21 protein-coding genes are annotated in these 17,264 nt (G+C 68.5%); 14 read left to right on the forward strand and 7 right to left on the reverse strand.

Annotated elements, in window-relative coordinates:
- Positions 1-523: ribonuclease E/G (locus H0W40_RS04945; protein WP_292443833.1), on the reverse strand; the 523-nt coding region annotated here is incomplete at its 3' end.
- A gap of 732 nt (positions 524-1,255) precedes the next feature.
- Between H0W40_RS04945 and H0W40_RS04950 the strand changes: the two genes are divergently transcribed.
- The 4 genes from H0W40_RS04950 to H0W40_RS04965 all read left to right on the forward strand — a co-directional run bounded on the left by H0W40_RS04950 (position 1,256) and on the right by H0W40_RS04965 (position 4,413).
- Positions 1,256-2,227 carry an RluA family pseudouridine synthase gene (locus H0W40_RS04950; RefSeq protein WP_292443834.1) on the forward strand — a complete coding sequence of 324 codons (972 nt, stop codon included), beginning with the start codon at positions 1,256-1,258 and terminating at the stop codon, positions 2,225-2,227.
- A complete protein-coding gene (locus H0W40_RS04955; RefSeq protein WP_292443835.1) occupies positions 2,224-2,892 on the forward strand; it encodes an HAD family hydrolase in 669 nt (222 codons plus the stop codon). The genes H0W40_RS04950 and H0W40_RS04955 overlap by 4 nt, the downstream gene beginning before the upstream one ends.
- A 77-nt stretch (positions 2,893-2,969) precedes the next feature.
- Positions 2,970-3,350 carry a Rieske 2Fe-2S domain-containing protein gene (locus tag H0W40_RS04960; RefSeq protein WP_292443837.1) on the forward strand — a complete coding sequence of 127 codons (381 nt, stop codon included), beginning with the start codon at positions 2,970-2,972 and terminating at the stop codon, positions 3,348-3,350.
- A 133-nt stretch (positions 3,351-3,483) separates the two neighbouring features.
- On the forward strand, positions 3,484-4,413 hold the full coding sequence (locus tag H0W40_RS04965; RefSeq protein ID WP_292443903.1) for a S49 family peptidase: 930 nt from the start codon (positions 3,484-3,486) through the stop codon (positions 4,411-4,413).
- A 76-nt stretch (positions 4,414-4,489) separates the two neighbouring features.
- Here the strand turns inward: H0W40_RS04965 and H0W40_RS04970 are convergent, their stop codons facing one another.
- From H0W40_RS04970 to lysM, 4 genes are all read right to left on the reverse strand, one after another.
- Entirely contained in the window at positions 4,490-5,299 is an 810-nt protein-coding gene (locus tag H0W40_RS04970) for a DUF2063 domain-containing protein (protein WP_292443839.1), read from the reverse strand.
- Positions 5,296-6,162 carry a DUF692 domain-containing protein gene (locus H0W40_RS04975; protein WP_292443841.1) on the reverse strand — a complete coding sequence of 289 codons (867 nt, stop codon included), beginning with the start codon at positions 6,160-6,162 and terminating at the stop codon, positions 5,296-5,298. The genes H0W40_RS04970 and H0W40_RS04975 overlap by 4 nt, the downstream gene beginning before the upstream one ends.
- A gap of 62 nt (positions 6,163-6,224) precedes the next feature.
- Entirely contained in the window at positions 6,225-6,512 is a 288-nt protein-coding gene (locus tag H0W40_RS04980) for a hypothetical protein (RefSeq protein WP_292443843.1), read from the reverse strand.
- A 160-nt stretch (positions 6,513-6,672) separates the two neighbouring features.
- Entirely contained in the window at positions 6,673-7,176 is a 504-nt protein-coding gene (lysM, locus tag H0W40_RS04985) for a peptidoglycan-binding protein LysM (protein ID WP_292443844.1), read from the reverse strand.
- 218 nt (positions 7,177-7,394) lie between these two features.
- On the opposite strand from lysM, the gene H0W40_RS04990 reads away from it, so the two are divergent.
- On the forward strand, positions 7,395-8,423 hold the full coding sequence (locus H0W40_RS04990; RefSeq protein ID WP_292443845.1) for a GGDEF domain-containing protein: 1,029 nt from the start codon (positions 7,395-7,397) through the stop codon (positions 8,421-8,423).
- Between the two features lie 53 nt (positions 8,424-8,476).
- Here the strand turns inward: H0W40_RS04990 and H0W40_RS04995 are convergent, their stop codons facing one another.
- Positions 8,477-9,985, reverse strand: coding sequence for a deoxyribodipyrimidine photo-lyase (locus tag H0W40_RS04995; RefSeq protein ID WP_292443847.1), 1,509 nt, complete (start codon positions 9,983-9,985; stop codon positions 8,477-8,479).
- Between the two features lie 34 nt (positions 9,986-10,019).
- On the opposite strand from H0W40_RS04995, the gene H0W40_RS05000 reads away from it, so the two are divergent.
- The 6 genes from H0W40_RS05000 (at position 10,020) to H0W40_RS05025 (ending at position 14,753) form a co-directional block, all read left to right on the forward strand.
- Positions 10,020-10,622 carry a YqgE/AlgH family protein gene (locus H0W40_RS05000; protein ID WP_292443848.1) on the forward strand — a complete coding sequence of 201 codons (603 nt, stop codon included), beginning with the start codon at positions 10,020-10,022 and terminating at the stop codon, positions 10,620-10,622.
- Positions 10,615-11,052 (forward strand): Holliday junction resolvase RuvX, encoded by a 438-nt coding sequence (gene ruvX / locus H0W40_RS05005; protein WP_292443850.1) that lies wholly within the window; start codon positions 10,615-10,617, stop codon positions 11,050-11,052. Before H0W40_RS05000 ends, ruvX begins: the two co-directional genes overlap by 8 nt.
- 3 nt (positions 11,053-11,055) lie before the next feature.
- On the forward strand, positions 11,056-11,568 hold the full coding sequence (gene pyrR, locus H0W40_RS05010; protein WP_292443851.1) for a bifunctional pyr operon transcriptional regulator/uracil phosphoribosyltransferase PyrR: 513 nt from the start codon (positions 11,056-11,058) through the stop codon (positions 11,566-11,568).
- Positions 11,568-12,530, forward strand: a complete 963-nt coding sequence (locus H0W40_RS05015) for an aspartate carbamoyltransferase catalytic subunit (protein ID WP_292443853.1) — start codon at positions 11,568-11,570, stop codon at positions 12,528-12,530. The genes pyrR and H0W40_RS05015 overlap by 1 nt, the downstream gene beginning before the upstream one ends.
- Entirely contained in the window at positions 12,527-13,834 is a 1,308-nt protein-coding gene (locus H0W40_RS05020; protein WP_292443855.1) for a dihydroorotase, read from the forward strand. Before H0W40_RS05015 ends, H0W40_RS05020 begins: the two co-directional genes overlap by 4 nt.
- A 145-nt stretch (positions 13,835-13,979) precedes the next feature.
- Positions 13,980-14,753 (forward strand): 1-acyl-sn-glycerol-3-phosphate acyltransferase, encoded by a 774-nt coding sequence (locus tag H0W40_RS05025; RefSeq protein ID WP_292443857.1) that lies wholly within the window; start codon positions 13,980-13,982, stop codon positions 14,751-14,753.
- Between the two features lie 148 nt (positions 14,754-14,901).
- Here the strand turns inward: H0W40_RS05025 and gpmA are convergent, their stop codons facing one another.
- Positions 14,902-15,645, reverse strand: coding sequence for a 2,3-diphosphoglycerate-dependent phosphoglycerate mutase (gene gpmA / locus H0W40_RS05030; RefSeq protein WP_292443858.1), 744 nt, complete (start codon positions 15,643-15,645; stop codon positions 14,902-14,904).
- A gap of 78 nt (positions 15,646-15,723) precedes the next feature.
- On the opposite strand from gpmA, the gene H0W40_RS05035 reads away from it, so the two are divergent.
- The 3 genes from H0W40_RS05035 (at position 15,724) to secB (ending at position 17,261) form a co-directional block, all read left to right on the forward strand.
- The gene (locus H0W40_RS05035) at positions 15,724-16,137 is read left to right on the forward strand and encodes a rhodanese-like domain-containing protein (RefSeq protein WP_292443861.1); all 414 of its coding nucleotides are present in this window, start codon (positions 15,724-15,726) and stop codon (positions 16,135-16,137) included.
- A 189-nt stretch (positions 16,138-16,326) separates the two neighbouring features.
- The gene (grxC, locus tag H0W40_RS05040; RefSeq protein ID WP_292443862.1) at positions 16,327-16,593 is read left to right on the forward strand and encodes a glutaredoxin 3; all 267 of its coding nucleotides are present in this window, start codon (positions 16,327-16,329) and stop codon (positions 16,591-16,593) included.
- Between the two features lie 173 nt (positions 16,594-16,766).
- Positions 16,767-17,261 carry a protein-export chaperone SecB gene (secB, locus tag H0W40_RS05045; RefSeq protein ID WP_292443863.1) on the forward strand — a complete coding sequence of 165 codons (495 nt, stop codon included), beginning with the start codon at positions 16,767-16,769 and terminating at the stop codon, positions 17,259-17,261.
- Positions 17,262-17,264: the final 3 nt, after the last annotated feature.

The following is a 17,264-nucleotide window of genomic DNA, read 5'->3' on the forward strand; positions in this document are numbered from 1 at the left end:
TGCGGCCGATGCCGGCGGTGCGGGCGATCAGGCTCATGCCCTTGGGATATTCGAGCTGGTCGAGGTTTTCCTTGAGTTCCTCGCGGTCCTCGCCCTCGATGCGCCGGCTCACGCCGCCGCCGCGCGGGTTGTTGGGCATCAGCACCAGGTAGCGGCCGGCGAGGCTGACAAAGGTGGTGAGGGCGGCGCCCTTGTTGCCGCGCTCTTCCTTCTCCACCTGCACCAGCAACTCGGTGCCGTTGGAGATCACGTCCTGGATCTTGGCGTCGCGAACGCCGACGCCCTGCTTGAAGAACTCCTTGGCGATTTCCTTGAAGGGCAGGAAGCCGTGGCGCTCTTCTCCGTAATCGACGAAACAGGCTTCCAGAGAAGGCTCGACGCGGGTGACGACCGCCTTGTAGATGTTGCCCTTGCGCTGCTCGCGCCCTTCGATCTCGGTTTCGAAGTCGAGCAGCTTCTGGCCCTCGACGATGGCCAGGCGCCGCTCTTCCGGCTGCGTGGCATTGATCAACATGCGTTTCATGTGCACTCCTTCGCGGGGGGCTCTCGGCCCGCCCGCGCACGTTTCAAGTCGCCCCCGATGGCTCGGGCGCGACCGATTCGATGCACGAAACAGCGTGGAGGAGCGGAAGGAATCGCCCTGGACTCGGTCGTCTTCCCCCGCAGGGGTCAGCGACCAAAGCGTTGGCGCGTGCGCTCGCGTGGGCTCGGAGGGTCTTGCACCGGAGCACAGGCTCCGGCGTGGCGCGGTCCCTGCGCGCGCGGGCCGGCGCGCAGCATCGAGGCTGCGAGCGGTGCATGCACGGCGGAAAAGGGGCGGGCCGAAGTCATCCGGGAGGTCACGGGAGCGCGGGCTGCAGCGCTGGGATTCGTCACTCGCGTGACGCACTTCGCTCTGCAGCCGAAGGAAACCTTGTGTGGTGCTCGTTCTACGCTGGCTCTGCCGCCGACTTGCACTGTCTGCCGCTCACCTTGGGAGCCGACCCGACCGCGCGCCGCAGCGTTGCATCACCGAATGCCTGCCGCCGACTCGGCAGCAGGGCCCATTGAGCACGGTAGGTGACGGGTAAACTCAAACAAATCAATCACTTACGGCGCACAAGTGGTGCAAGGCATTATAGGAGGCAAAGGCGCGCCGGCGAACCGAGGCGTGAAAGCGCGTGCTGCGGCGGGCGGCAAGCCGGCGACACGCACCGCAAGCAGGCCGCCTCGGGTGCCTGTCGGCGCCGCCGCTCCAGCCCCCGCCGCGCCCGCCGTGCAGCATGTGACGGTCGGTGAGGACGGCGTTGGACAGCGCCTCGACAACTACCTGATCAAGACGCTCAAGGGCGTGCCGAAAACGCATGTCTACCGGATCATTCGCAGCGGCGAAGTGAGGGTCAATCGCGGCCGGGCGGGCGCCGACACCCGGCTTGCCCTCGGCGACGAGCTTCGGCTGCCGCCGGTGCGCGTGGCTGAGCGCCTTGAAAACAAGGCTGCCGCCGCACCGCCGCGCGAGTTTGCGATCGTCTTCGAGGACGATCACCTGATCGCCATCGACAAGCCCGCCGGCGTGGCGGTGCATGGAGGCAGCGGCGTGAGCTTCGGCGTGATCGAGCAACTGCGCCGCGCCCGGCCCGAGGCGCCTTTTCTCGAACTGGTGCACCGGCTCGACAAGGAAACTTCGGGGCTGCTGCTCATCGCCAAGAAGCGCAGTGCGCTGACCCGCCTGCAGGACCAGTTCCGGGCGCGGGAAACCGGCAAGACCTATGCGGCGCTGGTCATCGGCCGATGGCCGGCCGGCCACAAGGTCATCGACGTGGCACTGCACAAGTACCTCGACGCCGCCGGCGAGCGCCGCGTGCGCAGCGTGACCGAAGGCGAGGCGGCAGGCCGGCGCTCGATCACCCTCGTGCAGGTGGCGCGCGCGTTCGCGGCCTGCACCTTGTTGGACGTGACCATCAAGACCGGCCGCACCCACCAGATCCGCGTCCACCTGGCCGACGCCGGCCACGCCATCGTGGGCGACGACAAGTACGGCGATTTCGCGCTGAACAAGGCGCTGGCTCGGGGCGATGCGGCAGGCGGCCTGATGGCGGCACTTGGCCACGCAGCGATGCCGCGCTTCGGCCGCATGTTCCTGCACGCTCGCCGGCTGCGCTTCGAGCACCCCGCGAGCGGAGAGACCGTCGAGCTCGAAGCCGCGTTGCCTGCAGAATGCGCGGCCCTGTTGAAATCGCTCGCATGACTCCGATTCGCCCACGCCGCTTCGACCTGATCGTCTTCGACTGGGACGGCACACTGTTCGACTCCACCGCGCTGATCGTCAAGTGCATCCAGTCGGCGGCCGCCGATCTCGGCACCGAGGTGCCGAACGACACGCAGGCCGCCTACGTGATCGGCATGGGCCTGGCCGAGGCGCTGGAGCACGCCGTGCCCAATCTGGCCCGCGAGCGTTACCCCGAACTCGGGCTGCGTTATCGGCATCACTACTTCGCGCGTCAGCACGAACTCACGCTGTTCGACGGCACGCTGGCTATGCTCAATGCGCTCAAGGAGCGCGGGCATGTGCTCGGCGTGGCCACTGGCAAGTCGCGCCGGGGCCTCGACGAGGTGCTGCACACGGTGCAACTGCGCGGCCTGTTCAAGGCCACGCGCACGGCCGACGAGACTGCCGGCAAGCCGCACCCGCGCATGCTGCTCGAACTCATGGACGAGTTGGCGGTTGCGCCGGGGCGCACGCTGATGGTGGGTGACACCACTCACGATCTGCAACTTGCAGCCAACGCCGGCACGGCCAGCCTGGCGGTGAGTTTCGGCGCACACGAGCCCGAGGCCTTCGAGGCCTTCTCCACCTGCTGCGTCGCGCACTCCACTCGCGAACTGCACGACTGGCTCGTCGCCCATGCCTGAGGCTTCGCCGAGCTCGGCAGCCGTTGCGAAGCCAGGCACGTGCGAGCCGGAAGGTGGGCGTGGCGCCCTTTGAGCACGTGTCTGGCTCTGCCGAACCGGTGCCGCTGTGTGCTTCGGGCGATCTCGCCGAACGCGGCCGCGCCGTCCTGTTCGACGTGCTCGAGTACGGCCGCCCGACGCGCGCCTTCGCGCTGCGCTTCGACGGGCGTGTGGTCGCTTATCTGAACCGATGTGCCCACGTCCCGGTGGAGATGGACTGGCAGCCGGGCCAGTTTCTCGACGCCGATCATGAGGTGATCCTTTGCTCGATCCACGGCGCCAGCTACGCGCCGGCCACTGGCCGCTGTGTCGGCGGACCCTGTGGCCGCGGTCGGCTCACACCGGTGCCGGTGCTGGAGCGTGACGGCGAAGTGTGTTGGTATCCTTCTCGCGACATCCGGCCCGCGTTCGGCCCCTGAACCCGTTCCGGCGACGCGTTGCGCCGGCCTTCGAGAGATTGCCATGAGCCCCATCGACGATCCCCGCCCGGCCGAGCCCACGCTGGGGCCGCCTTCTGCTCCTTTGCCGCCGGCGCCGGCCACGGTGCCGGCCATGAGCGCCGGCGTCGACAGCCGCGTGGTCGAGGAGTTCGCCCGCCGCTATCTGAAGGACCGGCGCAGCGAGCGCCGCTGGCGCATCTTCTTTCGGCTGATGTGGCTGCTGCTGATCGGCGCCTTCGTCTGGTTCCTGTTCGCGCAACAGCGCCTGGCCAGTGCGCCGAGCGGGCCGCACACCGCGTTGATCGAGATCCGCGGCGAAATCGACCGCGAAGCAGAGGCCAGCGCCGAGGGTCTCAATGCCGCGCTGCGCAACGCCTTCGAGGACGCTGGGGCGCAGGCGGTGGTGCTGCGCATCAACTCGCCTGGCGGCAGCCCGGTGCAGGCCGGCCTGATCAACGACGAGTTGCTGCGCCTGAAGGCCCTGCACAAGAAGAAGGTCTATGCGGTGTGCGAGGAACTGTGCGCGTCGGCGGCCTATTACGTCGCCGTTGGCGCCGACGAGATCTACGTCAACAAGGCGTCGGTGGTCGGCTCGATCGGCGTGCTGATCGACAGCTTTGGTTTCACAGAGGCCATGGACAAGCTCGGCGTCGAACGGCGCCTCATCACCGCCGGCGGCAACAAGGCCTTGCTCGACCCGTTCTCGCCGCTGCCTTTTCTGCAGCGCGAGCATGTGCAGGCGTTGATCAACCAGGTACACCAGCAGTTCATCGCCGTCGTGAAGCGGGGCCGCGGCGAGCGGCTGAAGGAGACGGCAGAAACCTTCTCGGGCCTGTTCTGGAACGGCGAGCAGGCGGTCAAGCTGGGCCTGGCCGACCACATCGGCAGCCTCGACCTGATCGCACGCGAGGTGGTCAAGGCCGAAGAGGTGATCGACTACACGCCCAAGCAGAACGTGGCCGAGCGGCTCGTGAAGCGTTTCGGGGCGGCCATCGGCGCTGGGGCGGTGCGCGCGCTGGGCGGGTTCGGTTCGATGCGCTGAACTGCGCGGTGCCTTGCCGGGTCGCCAGCGCTTGCTGGCGGCGCGGCATGAAGAAGAAAGGCTCGCGGCCTGCCGTTCAAGCGCGGGCCACCAAGCCGCTCAACACTTCCTCTTCGATCCAGCGGCGCAGCAGCGTACCGGCTTCGGTCACGACGGACGCGTCCGGGAACTCGGCAACGAGTGCCGCGCAGGTGGCGGCAAACCCGTCGCCCGTTAGCAGCCGGTCGATTGCGCCGGCTTCGAGCGGGCCCAGGCTGCGAAAGTGCGGTTGCAGTCCGCGCCGCCACACCAGCAGTTCGGTGGGCTGGTCCAGGCGCGTCGCTGGCGGCGGCGTGCCGTCCTGGTCGATCGCCTGCCAGATGGCCAGCGTGTTGTGCGGGAGTCGCAGGCGCCGGCAGCCCGGCTGAAATTCGAAACCGACCCGCGCCCAGTCCTCGGCAGGCAGCGCTGCCAGCTCGTCCAGGCCGAGCACCGGCGCGTCGGCGGCATCGAAGGCGCGGCGCAGGGCTGCGTCGAGCGAGGCCAACTCGCCGATGTCGGGATCGTTCGGGCAGGCTTCGAACAGCCAGTCGGCGAAGGCCGCGCCGAACCAGCGCAGGTTGGAATGGGTGGACGGGTGCGACGCCACATAGGCGCGCGCGGCGATGTCGAAGGCCTCGTCGCCCAGATAAGCGAGGGTGTGGCCGTAGCCGTCGCGCAGTGCCTCGATCAGGCGGGCGCGGTAGGCGTTGTGGTAGATCGCCAGGCGCCGCTCGACGCCGATGCGGCCGCCCTCGGCCACGGCCTCGGCGAAGTCGCTGGGCTGGTCGAGCACGAAGTCCTGGAACGCCGCCTGCAGCGCTTCGAGGCTGCGCGCTGGGGTTGCCGCCACCGTGGCCGACGTCACGCAGCCTCCCGATCGGCAAGCGGCGAAACCTTCGCCGCGATCGCGCGTGCGGTGTCCAGTTCGGCCACCAGCTCCGGCAGCGGCGGGATGCGGTCGTCGCGCTCGATCATCGTGGCCACGTTGCCGAAGCGCTTCAAGGCTGCGCGGTAGAGCGCCCAGACGGGCTCGGCCACCGGATGGTCGTGGGTGTCGATCAGGTGGTCGCCGTGGTCGGTGTGGCCGGCGAGGTGGATCTGCTGCACGCGATGCGCCGGCATCGCGGCCAGGTAGTCGAGCGCGTCGAAGCCGTGATTGACGCTGCTCACGTGGATGTTGTTGAGGTCGAGCAGCAACAGGCAGTCGGCCTCTTCACACACGCGGTTCACGAACTCCCATTCGCTCATGCTCGAGGCGCGGAACTCCAGGTAGCTCGACACGTTCTCGATCAGCAGCCGCTGGCCGAGCGTGTCCTGCACTTGCCGCAGGTTGCGCACCACCACCTTCAATGCCTCTTCGCTGTAGGGGAGCGGCAGCAGATCGTGGATCTGGCGGCCATGCACGCCCGTCCAGCACAAATGATCCGAGATCCACAGCGGCCGGACGCGGCGCGCGAGCGCGGCCAGTGCCTTCAGGTGCTCCGGGTCGGGCCCGGCCACCAAGCCGATCGACATGGAAACGCCGTGCATCACCATCGGGTAACGCGCGCGGATGTCGTCGAGCATGCGCAAGGGCTTGCCGCCGGGCACGAGGTAGTTCTCGGCAATGATCTCGAGCCAGTCCACCGGCTGCTGCGCATCGAGGAAGGCAGCGTAGTGCGCGGTGCGCAAGCCCAGGCCGAAGCCGGGCGAAGGCGAGGTCGAAGCGGTGGGTAGGGCGGCTGTCATGGCGAATGCGCTGAGCCCCGATACCGCAATGCGGCGCGGGGCTCGTCCGTCAGTGGCGGCGCTTACTTGGCGGCGAGGTCGCCGATGGTGCCGCCCGCCTCGAAGCAGGCCTTGGCGGCCATGCCCTTGAAGCCGTGGCCCTTGCAGCCGTTCTGGCCCTTGCAGGCGTTCTCGGCGGTCTTGCAGTCGCTGTTGCCCTTGCACTCGTGCACGCCGTAGCAGTGCACCTTGTCGCTGGCGGCTACCGCGAGGCCTGAACTGCCCGCCGGTGCCTGAGCGGCGAAGGCCGCGGTGGACAGGGCGAACAAGGCGGCGGCACAGGCCAGCGAGCTGGAAGAGGTCTTGGTCATGATGGAGGCTCCGGTGAACGTGATTGAAGGGGGTCAGGCTGCTGCGACCGGCAGAGCCGGTGCACGCACAGCGGGTCGGGTTGACCTGCCCCCAGCAGTCGCTCAGCGGTGAGCAGCCTTACAAGCGGCGCGAAAAATCTTTCCACGCCGCGCCGCCTCGTCAGGCTTGCGGCGGGATGCGCAGCACCTGCCCCGGGTAGATCTTGTCGGGGTGAGACAGCATCGGCTTGTTGGCCTCGAAGATCACCGGGTACTTGTTCGGGCTTCCATAGAACTCCTTCGACACCTTCGACAAGGTGTCGCCCTTGACGACCGTGTAGTACTTCGCCTCCGGCGTCGGCTCGGCCACGGTGAGCATGTCGTTGACCGAAGACACGCTGGCCACGTTGCCGCAGCACAGCAAGACTTTTTCCTTGGTTTCCTGATCCGGCGCCTGGCCGGACACCGTGACGGTGCCGCTGGCGCCGTCGAAGGACACTTTCAGGTCGTCGACCTTCAGGCCCATGCTGCTCACGTAGGTGGCGATCGCCGCGCCGGCCGTCTCGTTGAGCTGCGCCACGTTGGCAGGGCTCGGAGCTTGTGCGGCCGCTTCCGGCGCCGCCTTGGCCTCGCTTTTGCCGAACAGCTTTTCGCCCGCGTCCTTGATGAAACTCATCAAACCCATGGTTCAGTCCTCGCAAGTTGATGGAGTGGCCACTGTAGGACCCGTTCAGGGCGGTGGTGCGATTCGGGCATTCTTCCGCAGGGGACAAGCCCGGCGAGCCGCTCGGGCCGGGCCGATCGGTGATTAATCGCCGGGGGCGAGCCCCGTGTCACGGTCCGATCCCTTCAGAGTGCGGCGGCGCCGCCGATGACCGAGACAGCATTCACCGCCTATCCGCCATGCCCGACCTCATCGGCTCCGTCGTGAGCCTCACCGGCTTTCGCGACCGCGACCTCGTCAACACCAAGCTGGTGTCGATGCTGGCCGACTGGCTCGACCCGCTGGCGGTGAGCCTGTATCGCTGCGTCGGCGACCCCTCGGACCTGCGGCTGTTGCGGCAGGCAGGCCAGCGGCGCGGTCAGGCGGCGCTGCGCGGCGACCCGCCGTGGGTACCGCTCGAAGCTCTGCCGGCAGCGAGCGACTGGCCGCAGCACCACCGTGCGCTGTTGACCGGGGAGCGAGTGCGGGGCGTCGACACCCGGCGCTGCGACGACGCCGGCGAGCCCGCCCTGCTCAGCGTGTTTCCGATCGTGATCGGCCAGAAGCGCTTCGGTGTGATCGAGGTGCTGAGCGAACGGCCCTTGAGCGACGAGCACTGCGAGCTGATCACCGGCTTGTTGCAGGTCTACCGCAACCACATGGACCTGCTCGACTACAGCGAGCACGACATGCTGACCGGGCTGCTCAACCGCAAGACCTTCGAGGCGCAGTTCGCCAAGGGACTGGGCGCCACGGCGTGCGCCCCGGCGGGCTCGGCCTGCACGCAGTGGCTGGGCGTCATCGACATCGATCACTTCAAGCGCGTCAACGACGACTTCGGCCACCTGATCGGCGACGAGGTGCTGCTGCTGGTGGCGCGCCTCCTGCGCAGTGCGTTCCGCCACGGCGACCGGCTCTACCGCTTCGGCGGCGAGGAGTTCGTGGTGGTGCTGCGCGCGGACGAACGCGCTCATGCCGCGCTGGCCTTCGAGCGCTTCCGCGCCCGCATGGAAGCGTTCACCTTTCCGCAGGTCGGCCCCGTCACCGCCAGTGTCGGCTTCACGCAGCTGCGCCCGCTCGACATCGCCAGCGGCGCGTTCGCGCGCGCCGACCGCGCGATCTATCACGCCAAGCAGACCGGCCGCAACCGGGTGTGCTGTCACGAGACGCTGGTCGAGTCGGGCGCGCTTTCCGGCGCGGAGAAGAGCGGCGAGATCGAGCTGTTCTGAATCTTCTAAACGCGCACTCGCCCTGACCGGCGTGAGTCGTTTCCTTTCCGCGTCTACTTTGCCGCCTTCACGATTGCGTATCGCTCCAAGGTCTTGGCCCGCGCCACGTCGTGCTCCACGATGGGCTGCGGATAGTCCCGGCCCAGTTCGATGCCGGCCGCGACCAGTTCCACCGGCTTGGCGCGCCACGGCGCGTGCAGGAGGTGATCGGGCACGGCGGCCAGTTGCGGCAGATAGCGGCGGATGAACTTGCCCTGCGGATCGAACTTCTCGCTCTGCGTGACCGGGTTGAAGATGCGAAAGTAGGGCTGGGCGTCGCAGCCGGTAGAGGCCGCCCACTGCCAGCCGCCGTTGTTGGCGGCCAGGTCGTAGTCGTTGAGCTTCTCGGCGAAATAGCGTTCGCCCCGGCGCCAGTCGATGCCCAGATCCTTGGTCAGGAAGCTGGCCGTCACCATGCGCAGGCGGTTGTGCATGTAGCCGGTCTGGTTGATCTGCGCCATCGCCGCGTCGACCAGCGGGTAGCCGGTGCGGCCTTCGCACCAGGCCGAGAAGAGGGCGTCGGCGCGCTTGCCGTGCTCCCACTTGATCTTGTCGTATTCGGGCTTGTAGCTGGCATCCACGACGCGGGGGTGGTGGTGCAGCACCTGCTGATAGAAATCGCGCCAGATCAGCTCCGAGAGCCACACCTCGGCGCCGCGTCCTGCCTTCGATGGCGCGCGCATGCGGTCCCAGGCCAGCGCCGCGAGTTCGCGCACGGACACTGTCCCGAAGCGCAGGTGCACACTCAGATAGCTCGGTCCCTTGACGGCGGGGTAGTTGCGCGCCTCGGCGTAGCGGTCGATGCGCTCGTCGTCGACGAAATCCTCGAGGAGAGCCTGCGCGCCGGCGCTGCCGGGGGGAAGTTCGAGCGTCGACAGGTTGGTGGTTTCGAAGCCGATCTCCGCCAGCAGCGGCACGCCCCCGCGCTCGCCCGCGGGCAGCGGCGCGAGCGCCGACGCATGGCGCTCCACGGGATAGGCCTGCAGGTAGAAAGGCTCGAGCTTCTTGATCCAGGCGTTCTTGTACGGCGTGAACACGCCATAGGGTTTGCCGGCAGCGGTGAGCAGCTCGTCGGTGTCGAACACCACCTGGTCCTTGCCGGCATGAAAGGCGATGCCGGCGTCGGCCAGCGCGCCGCGCACCTGCGCGTCCCGGGCTCTGGCTTGCGGCTCGTAGTCGGCGTTGGCATAGACCGCCTGCACATGCAGGGTCGTCGCCAGGCGCGCGATTTCCTCGACGGCACGGCCGTGGCGCACGATCAGGCCGACGCCCCGGGCACCGCTGGCAAGGCCCAGGGCCCGCAGTTGCGCGTCCAGATCGACGAGGCTTTCGCGGATGAATTCGACTCGCCGGTCGCTGCGCGGCAGCGGATCGAGGATTTCGCGGTCGAACACGAAGGCGCACCAGACCTGCCGGGCCGCACGCAGCGCGTGGTACAGCGCGGCGTGGTCGTGCGCGCGCAGATCCCGGCGCAACCAGACGAGCGCGCCCGCGAGGGACTTGATCTGCGGGGATTTCTGCATGCGCCGCAGTGTGCCCGCTCACTACAATCGCCGCATGGCTTCCACCAGCGCGTCCAACCTGACGAATCAGTTCCTGATCGCCATGCCCGGCATGGCCGACGGCAACTTCGCCGGCTCGGTGGTCTACCTGTGCGAGCACACCGAAAAGGGCGCGCTGGGCTTGGTGATCAACAAGCCCAGCGACATCAAGCTGGGCAAGCTGTTCGAGAAGGTCGAGCTGGTGCTCGACCGCACCGAACTGGCCGAGCAGCCGGTCTACATCGGCGGCCCGGTACAGACTGAGCGCGGCTTCGTGCTGCACGAGCGCGGCGAAGACGACGCGGCCGACATCGACGCCGACGGCGCCGTGTACAACTCCTCGCTGCGCATTCCCGGCGGCATGGCCATGACCACCAGCAAGGACGTGCTCGAAGCCCTGGCCAGCGGCAACGGGCCCAAGCGCGTGCTGGTCACGCTGGGCTATGCCGGCTGGAGCGCGGGCCAGCTCGAAGACGAGATCGCCCGCAACGGCTGGATCACGGTCGACGCCCGGCCTGAGGTGATCTTCGACACCCCGATCGAGCAGCGCTACACCAAGGCGCTCGCTCTGCTCGGCATCGATCCACGCATGTTGAGCAGTGAAGCGGGCCATGCCTGAGGCGCCTGCCGCCGAGGCCGCACCGCAGACCCTGCTCGCTTTCGATTTCGGCCTCAAGCGCACTGGCGTGGCGGTCGGCAACACGGTGACCGGCGCGGCGCAGGGATTGCGCACCGTGGTCGCCGAAGGCGATGCGCGCTTCGCGCCGATCGCCAAGCTCATCGAAGAGTGGCAGCCCGGTGCGCTCGTGGTCGGCGTGCCCTTTCATCCCGACGGCGCCGCGCACGACAATACCCACCGCGCGCGGCGCTTCGCTCGCCAACTGCAGGGCCGTTTCGGGCTGCCGGTGCACGAGGTGGACGAACGTTATTCGACGACCGAGGCACTGACCGCGGGTGCGCGCGACGCCGATGCCGCCGCGGCGGCGATCCTGCTCGAGCAGTACCTGCGCGAGCGATGCGAACCGTCTTCCCAGCATCCGAGGCCCTGACCGATGACGATCCTGCAACTCGATGCCGAAGCGCTGTACGCCGATCTGCTGATGCGCCTGCGGCCACTGGTGCGCCGCGACGAGGGTGAAAGCGCGGCGCTCGTGGGCATCTGGTCCGGCGGCGCCTGGCTTGCCGAGCGGCTCCAGCGCGATCTTGGCTTGCCCGGTCAGCACGGGGTGATTTCCAGCGCCCTGCACCGTGACGACTTCGGCTCGCGCGGCTTGGCAGCAACGACCGATGCGACCGCATTGCCTTTCGCCATCGACGGCCGCCACATCCTGCTGATCGACGACGTGCTCTACACCGGCCGCACCACGCGCGCCGTGATCAACGAACTGTTCGATTTCGGTCGCCCGGCCAGTGTCACCCTGGCCGTGCTGGTCGATCGCGGAGGGCGCGAACTGCCCATCGAGCCGGCCGTGTCCGCGGCGCGGGTGGTGCTACCGGCCGGGCAGAAGCTCTCGCTGGTGCGTGACGACGAGGGCCGGTTCACGCTCGACGTGGAGAGTGCCTGATGCTCAGCAAGCGCAACCCTCAACTCAACGCCCACGGCGAGCTGATCCATCTGCTGTCGATCGAGGGCCTGCCCAAGGCGGTGCTCACGCAGATTCTGGACACGGCGGGCACCTTTCTCAGTGTCAACGACCGCGAGGTCAAGAAGGTGCCGCTGCTGCGCGGCAAGAGCGTGTTCAATCTGTTCTTCGAGAACAGCACCCGCACCCGCACCACCTTCGAGATCGCGGCCAAGCGGCTGTCGGCCGACGTCATCAACCTCGACATCGCGCGGAGCTCCACGGCAAAGGGCGAGAGCCTGCTCGACACCATCGCCAATCTATCGGCCATGCATGCGGACATGTTCGTGGTGCGCCATGCCGAGAGCGGCGCGCCCTACCTGATCGCGCAACACGTGGCGCCGCATGTGCATGTCGTGAACGCCGGCGACGGGCGCCATGCGCACCCGACGCAGGGCCTGCTCGACATGTACACGATCCGCCACTACAAGCAGGATTTCAGCAACCTGGTGGTGGCGATCGTGGGCGACATCGTGCATTCGCGCGTTGCGCGCTCCGACATCCATGCGCTGACCACCCTGGGCGCCGCCGAGGTGCGGGCGGTCGGGCCGCGCACCCTCGTGCCGGGCGACCTCAAGGACATGGGCGTGCGCGTGTGCCACGACATGGCCGAAGGCATCAAGGGCGCCGATGTGATCATCATGCTCAGGCTGCAGAACGAGCGCATGAGCGGCGCCATGCTGCCCAGCGCCGGCGAGTTCTTCAAGAGCTTCGGGCTCACCGAGGAAAAGCTGGCGCTCGCCAAGCCGGACGCGATCGTCATGCACCCGGGCCCCATCAACCGCGGGGTCGAGATCGACTCGGTGGTGGCCGACGGCAAGCAGAGCGTGATCCTGCCGCAGGTGACCTACGGCATTGCGGTGCGCATGGCCGTCATGTCCATCATCTCGGGCAACGACGCATGAAGATCCTGATCACCAACGGCCGTCTGCTCGACCCGGCCTCGGGGCTCGACCGCGTCGGCGACCTTGCCATCGCCGGCGGGCGCATCGTGGCGCTCGGCGCCGCGCCGCGCGACTTCGCGCCCGACCGCAGCTTCGATGCAAATGGCCTCGTCGTCGCGCCGGGTCTCGTCGATCTGGCAGCGCGCCTGCGCGAGCCCGGCCACGAGCACGAGGGCATGCTGGAAAGCGAGCTGGCGGCGGCGGCGGCCGGTGGCGTGACCAGCGTGGTGTGCCTGCCCGACACCGACCCCACGCTCGACGAGCCGGGCCTCGTGGAGATGCTCAAGTTCCGCGCACGCAAGCTGAGCCGCTGCCGGCTGTTTCCGCTCGGTGCGCTGACGCGCGGCCTCGGCGGCGAGGTGCTCACCGAGATGGCCCAGCTCACCGAGGCCGGCTGCGTCGGTTTCTCGCAGGCCGATGCGCCGGTGCGCAACACGCAGGTGCTGGCGCGCGCACTGCAGTACGCCGCAACTTTCGGCTACAGCGTCTGGTTGCGGCCCAACGATCCCTGGTTGGGCGGCGGCGTTGCGGCCAGCGGGGCGGTGGCGACTCGCCTGGGCTTGTCCGGCGTGCCGGTGAGCGCCGAGACCATTGCCTTGCACACCATCTTCGAGCTGGTGCGCGCCAGCGGAGCGCGCGTGCACCTGTGCCGCTTGTCGAGTGCGGCCGGCGTCGGGTTGCTGCGTGCGGCCAAGTCGGAAGGCCTGCCCGTCAGCGCCGACGTGAGCATCAACTCGCTGCACCTGACCGACCTGGACATCGGCTACTTCAACCCCGCCATGCGGCTGGTCCCGCCGCTGCGCCAGTCACGCGACCGCGATGCGCTGGGCGCCGCGCTGGCCGACGGCACGATCGACGCGCTGGTCTCGGACCACACACCGGTCGATGAGGACGACAAGACGCTGCCCTTCGCCGAGGCCGAGCCCGGCGCCACCGGGCTGGAGCTGCTGCTCGGTCTGGCGCTCAAGTGGGGCGAGGACTCCGGCGCCGGCCTGCGGCGCGCACTGGCCACGGTGAGCTGCGAGCCGGTGCGCGTGCTCGGCGATGCGCTCGGCTCGCTGGCGGCCAGCGCCGGTCGGCTGGTCGAGGGCGGCGTGGCCGATGTCTGCGTGTTCGATCCCGCGGCGCGCTGGCCGGTCACGCCTTCGGCGCTGCGCAGCCAGGGCAAGCACACGCCGTTCGCCTTTTCGGTGAGCGGCTACGAACTGCCGGGGGCGGTGAAGCTCACGCTGGTGGCGGGGCAGGTGGCGCACGAGGTGCGATGAGCGATGGGCTCGGATCAGCGTCGACGTTGCAGGACCGGCCCTGGGCTTGTGATTCCTGCGTATAGGCCGGTGACTGGCGAGGGCCGCGCGAGGGTTTGCCGTGACGCTCGGCTGGCGTCCGGGCCCGCCGTAGCGTGCCGCTCGCATGCTTGCTCAACGTGACGCGCTGCTCGCCCGACTGTCTACCGTGATACGCCGCTTGCGCGCCGCCCGGCGCCTGTTGCGCGTGCTGCTGCACGTGCTGCACGGCTTGGCAATCGTGCTGCTGCGCTTTCCCTTGCCCCAGCCCGAGCGCCGGGCCAGGGTGCAGTGGTGGGCGGCGAAGATGCTGCGCGTGGCGGGCGTCGAACTCGACGTGCTGGGCGCCGCGCGCGAGGGCGGCACGCTGCTCGTCAGCAACCATGTGTCGTGGCTGGACATCGTGGCGATGCACGCGCTCGTGCCGCAGGCCCGCTTCGTTTCCAAGGCCGACGTGCGGCATTGGCCGCTGCTCAACCGGCTGGTCGATGCAGCCGACACGCTGTACCTCGCGCGCGAGCGCCGCCGCGACGCGATGCGCGTGGTGCACCGCATGGGCGAGGCGCTGGCCGCCGGCGACACGGTGGCGGTGTTCCCCGAAGGCACTACCGGCGAAGGGCACGTGCCGCTTCCCTTTCACGCCAACTTGCTGCAGGCGGCCATCGCTACCGGAACGAAGGTTCAACCGGTGGCACTTCGCTATTCCGACGCGACCGATGCCGTCAGCAGGGCAGTCGCCTATGTGGGCGACACGACGCTTGTTCGCAGCCTGTGGTGGGTGGCCTGTGCCGAAAAACTGCGCGTGCGGGTGCACTTCCTCGAACCGGTGGCAAGCGCTGAGCAAGACAGACGCGCGCTCGCTGCGCAACTGCGCGGGTTGATCGTGACAGCCTTGCACTGAAGGGCAGGGCGCGGCTTCGTCGCTGCGGCCGATCAAGGAGAGACCGGAACCGCCGCTGCCCTGCTTCGCCGGCTGCTGCAACTGCTGCAACTGCTACCGCTGAGCGGCTACTGCTGCGACTTCGAGGTCGCGAAGTCGCAGGGCTTCTTCAAGCCTCCGCCTGGTCGGCCGAAGCCTGCGCCGCATTGGCCGCGGCTTCGGCGTCGCCGAGATAGAACTTCTTCACCGGTTTCAGGAAAGCGTCGAGCTCGTAGACCAGCGGAATGCCGTTGGGAATGTTGACGCCGACGATGTCGGCATCCGAGATGTTGTTCAGGTGCTTGACCAGCGCGCGGATGCTGTTGCCGTGCGCCACGATCACCAGCCGCTGGCCATTGGCGATGGCCGGCGCGAGCGTGCTGTTCCACAGCGGGACCACGCGCGCCACCGTGTCCTTCAAACATTCGGTGAGCGGCACCTTGCCGGGCGGCAGCGCCGCATAACGTACATCGCCGCGGGCGCCGCGCGGGTCGCTCGCTTCGAGCGCCGGCGGCGGCACGTCGTAGCTGCGGCGCCAGAGCAGCACTTGCTCGTCGCCGTATTCCTTGGCGGTCTCGGCCTTGTTCAAACCCTGCAGGCCGCCGTAGTGGCGCTCGTTGAGCCGCCAGTCCTTGACGACCGGCAGCCAGGTGCGCTCCATGCCGTCCAGGCAATGCCACAGCGTCCAGATCGCGCGGCGCAGCACCGACGTGTAAGCGACGTCGAACTCGTATCCGGCCTCCTTGAGCAGTCGGCCGGCCGCCTGCGCCTGGGCCACGCCGGTGGCGGTCAGCTCCACGTCGGCCCAGCCGGTGAAGCGGTTCTCTAGGTTCCAGGTCGATTCGCCGTGGCGGATCAAAACGAGTTGGGTCATGGGTCGCAAGCAAAGGCGTCGAAGGTCGCAGATTCTAGAATCGCAGGTTTTCGCCCTTGGCGCTCCCGCGCACGCAAAGTGAAGTTCCTTCTCGAGTATTGGTATCTCATCCTCACCGCCGCGGTGTCGGGCGGCCTGCTGTTGTGGCCCATGGCGTCTCGCTCCGGCGGTGCGCATCGCGTGAACGCCGCGGAAGCGGTGCGTCTCATCAACCGCGAAAAGGCGGTGCTCATCGACGTGAGCGAGCCGGCCGAATACGCTGCCGGCCACGCCAAGCAGGCCCGCAACATCCCCTTCAGCAGCCTCGAAGGCAACAAGGCGCTGCCCACCAACAAGGCCGTTCCGCTGGTGGTGATGTGCCCGACCGGCGCGCGCGCGAACCGCGCGGTGGCCACCTTGCGCAAGCTCGGCTACGAGCAGACCAACGCCTTGATCGGCGGCCTGGCGGCATGGCGCGAGGCGCAGCTGCCGGTGGAGAAGTCGGCGGCCTGAGGCGCAGGCGAACGCCGAGGACGGAGCTGCGGGTGGGGCGCCGCGCCAGCGGGTTTCGGCTCCCGGGTGCCCTGGCTATTGCAACGGCTGCCGCGTCTAGCGGCGCAGGCGAGGCACCCGACCCGCCTTGCCACAGGGTCGTGGCCCCTGGATGACACTGGCGAGCCGCACTCCTACGCCACCGAGCCCATGTCTCCTGTCAAGATGTACACGACCCTGGTCTGCCCCTACTGCCAGCGCGCGAAGATGCTGCTTCAGCAGCGCGGCGTCGAGCACATCGAGGAGATCCGCATCGACCTCGATCCGGTTCAGCGCCAGTCGATGATGGAGCGGACCGGCCGGCGCACCGTGCCGCAGATCTACATCGGCGACACGCTCGTGGGCGGCTGCGACGAACTCATCGCGCTCGACCAGCGCGGCGGCCTTGCGCCGCTGCTCCAGGGCGCCGCTGCCTGACGCTCGGCGCGCCTGCGGTGCATCGCCCGGCCGGAGCGCCGCTGAGAGCCGCTGCGACATAATCCGCAGCTCACTGCAAGCGCCGCTGCGCCGGCTCTTGCGCGCCTTGAGCCCGCCGCGCCGCACGCGAGACCGCAGCGCCGGGCCCAGCCCCTGACCGACGGATGCCCACCATGGCCGAGCAAGCCGCTACCCCCGTGTTCCAGATCCAGCGCGTGTACCTCAAGGACATGTCGCTGGAGCAGCCCAATTCGCCCAAGATCCTGCTCGAGCAGGGGTCGCCCCAGGTCGAGATCAACCTCGGTGTCGCGGCCGAGGGCGTGACCGACGGCATCTACGAAGTCGCCATCACCGCCACCGTCACCACCAAGCTGGGTGACCGCACCGTGTTCCTCGTCGAGGTCAAGCAGGCCGGCATCTTCGAGATCCGCAACCTGCCCGAAGAGCAGTTGCAGCCGGTGATCGGCATCGCCTGCCCGGGCATCGTGTACCCGTACCTGCGCGCCACTGTGGCCGACATCATCACGCGCGCGGGTTTCCCGCCGGTGCACCTGGCGGAGGTCAACTTCCAGGCCATGTACGAGGCGCAGCAGCAGGCGCGCGCTCAGCAGGCCGACGAAGGCAAGCCGACCAACGGCAGCGGCGCGCCGGTCATCGCCACCGCCTGAGCG

Source organism: Methylibium sp. (genome assembly GCF_013817345.1).
GTDB lineage: Bacteria > Pseudomonadota > Gammaproteobacteria > Burkholderiales > Burkholderiaceae_C > Methylibium.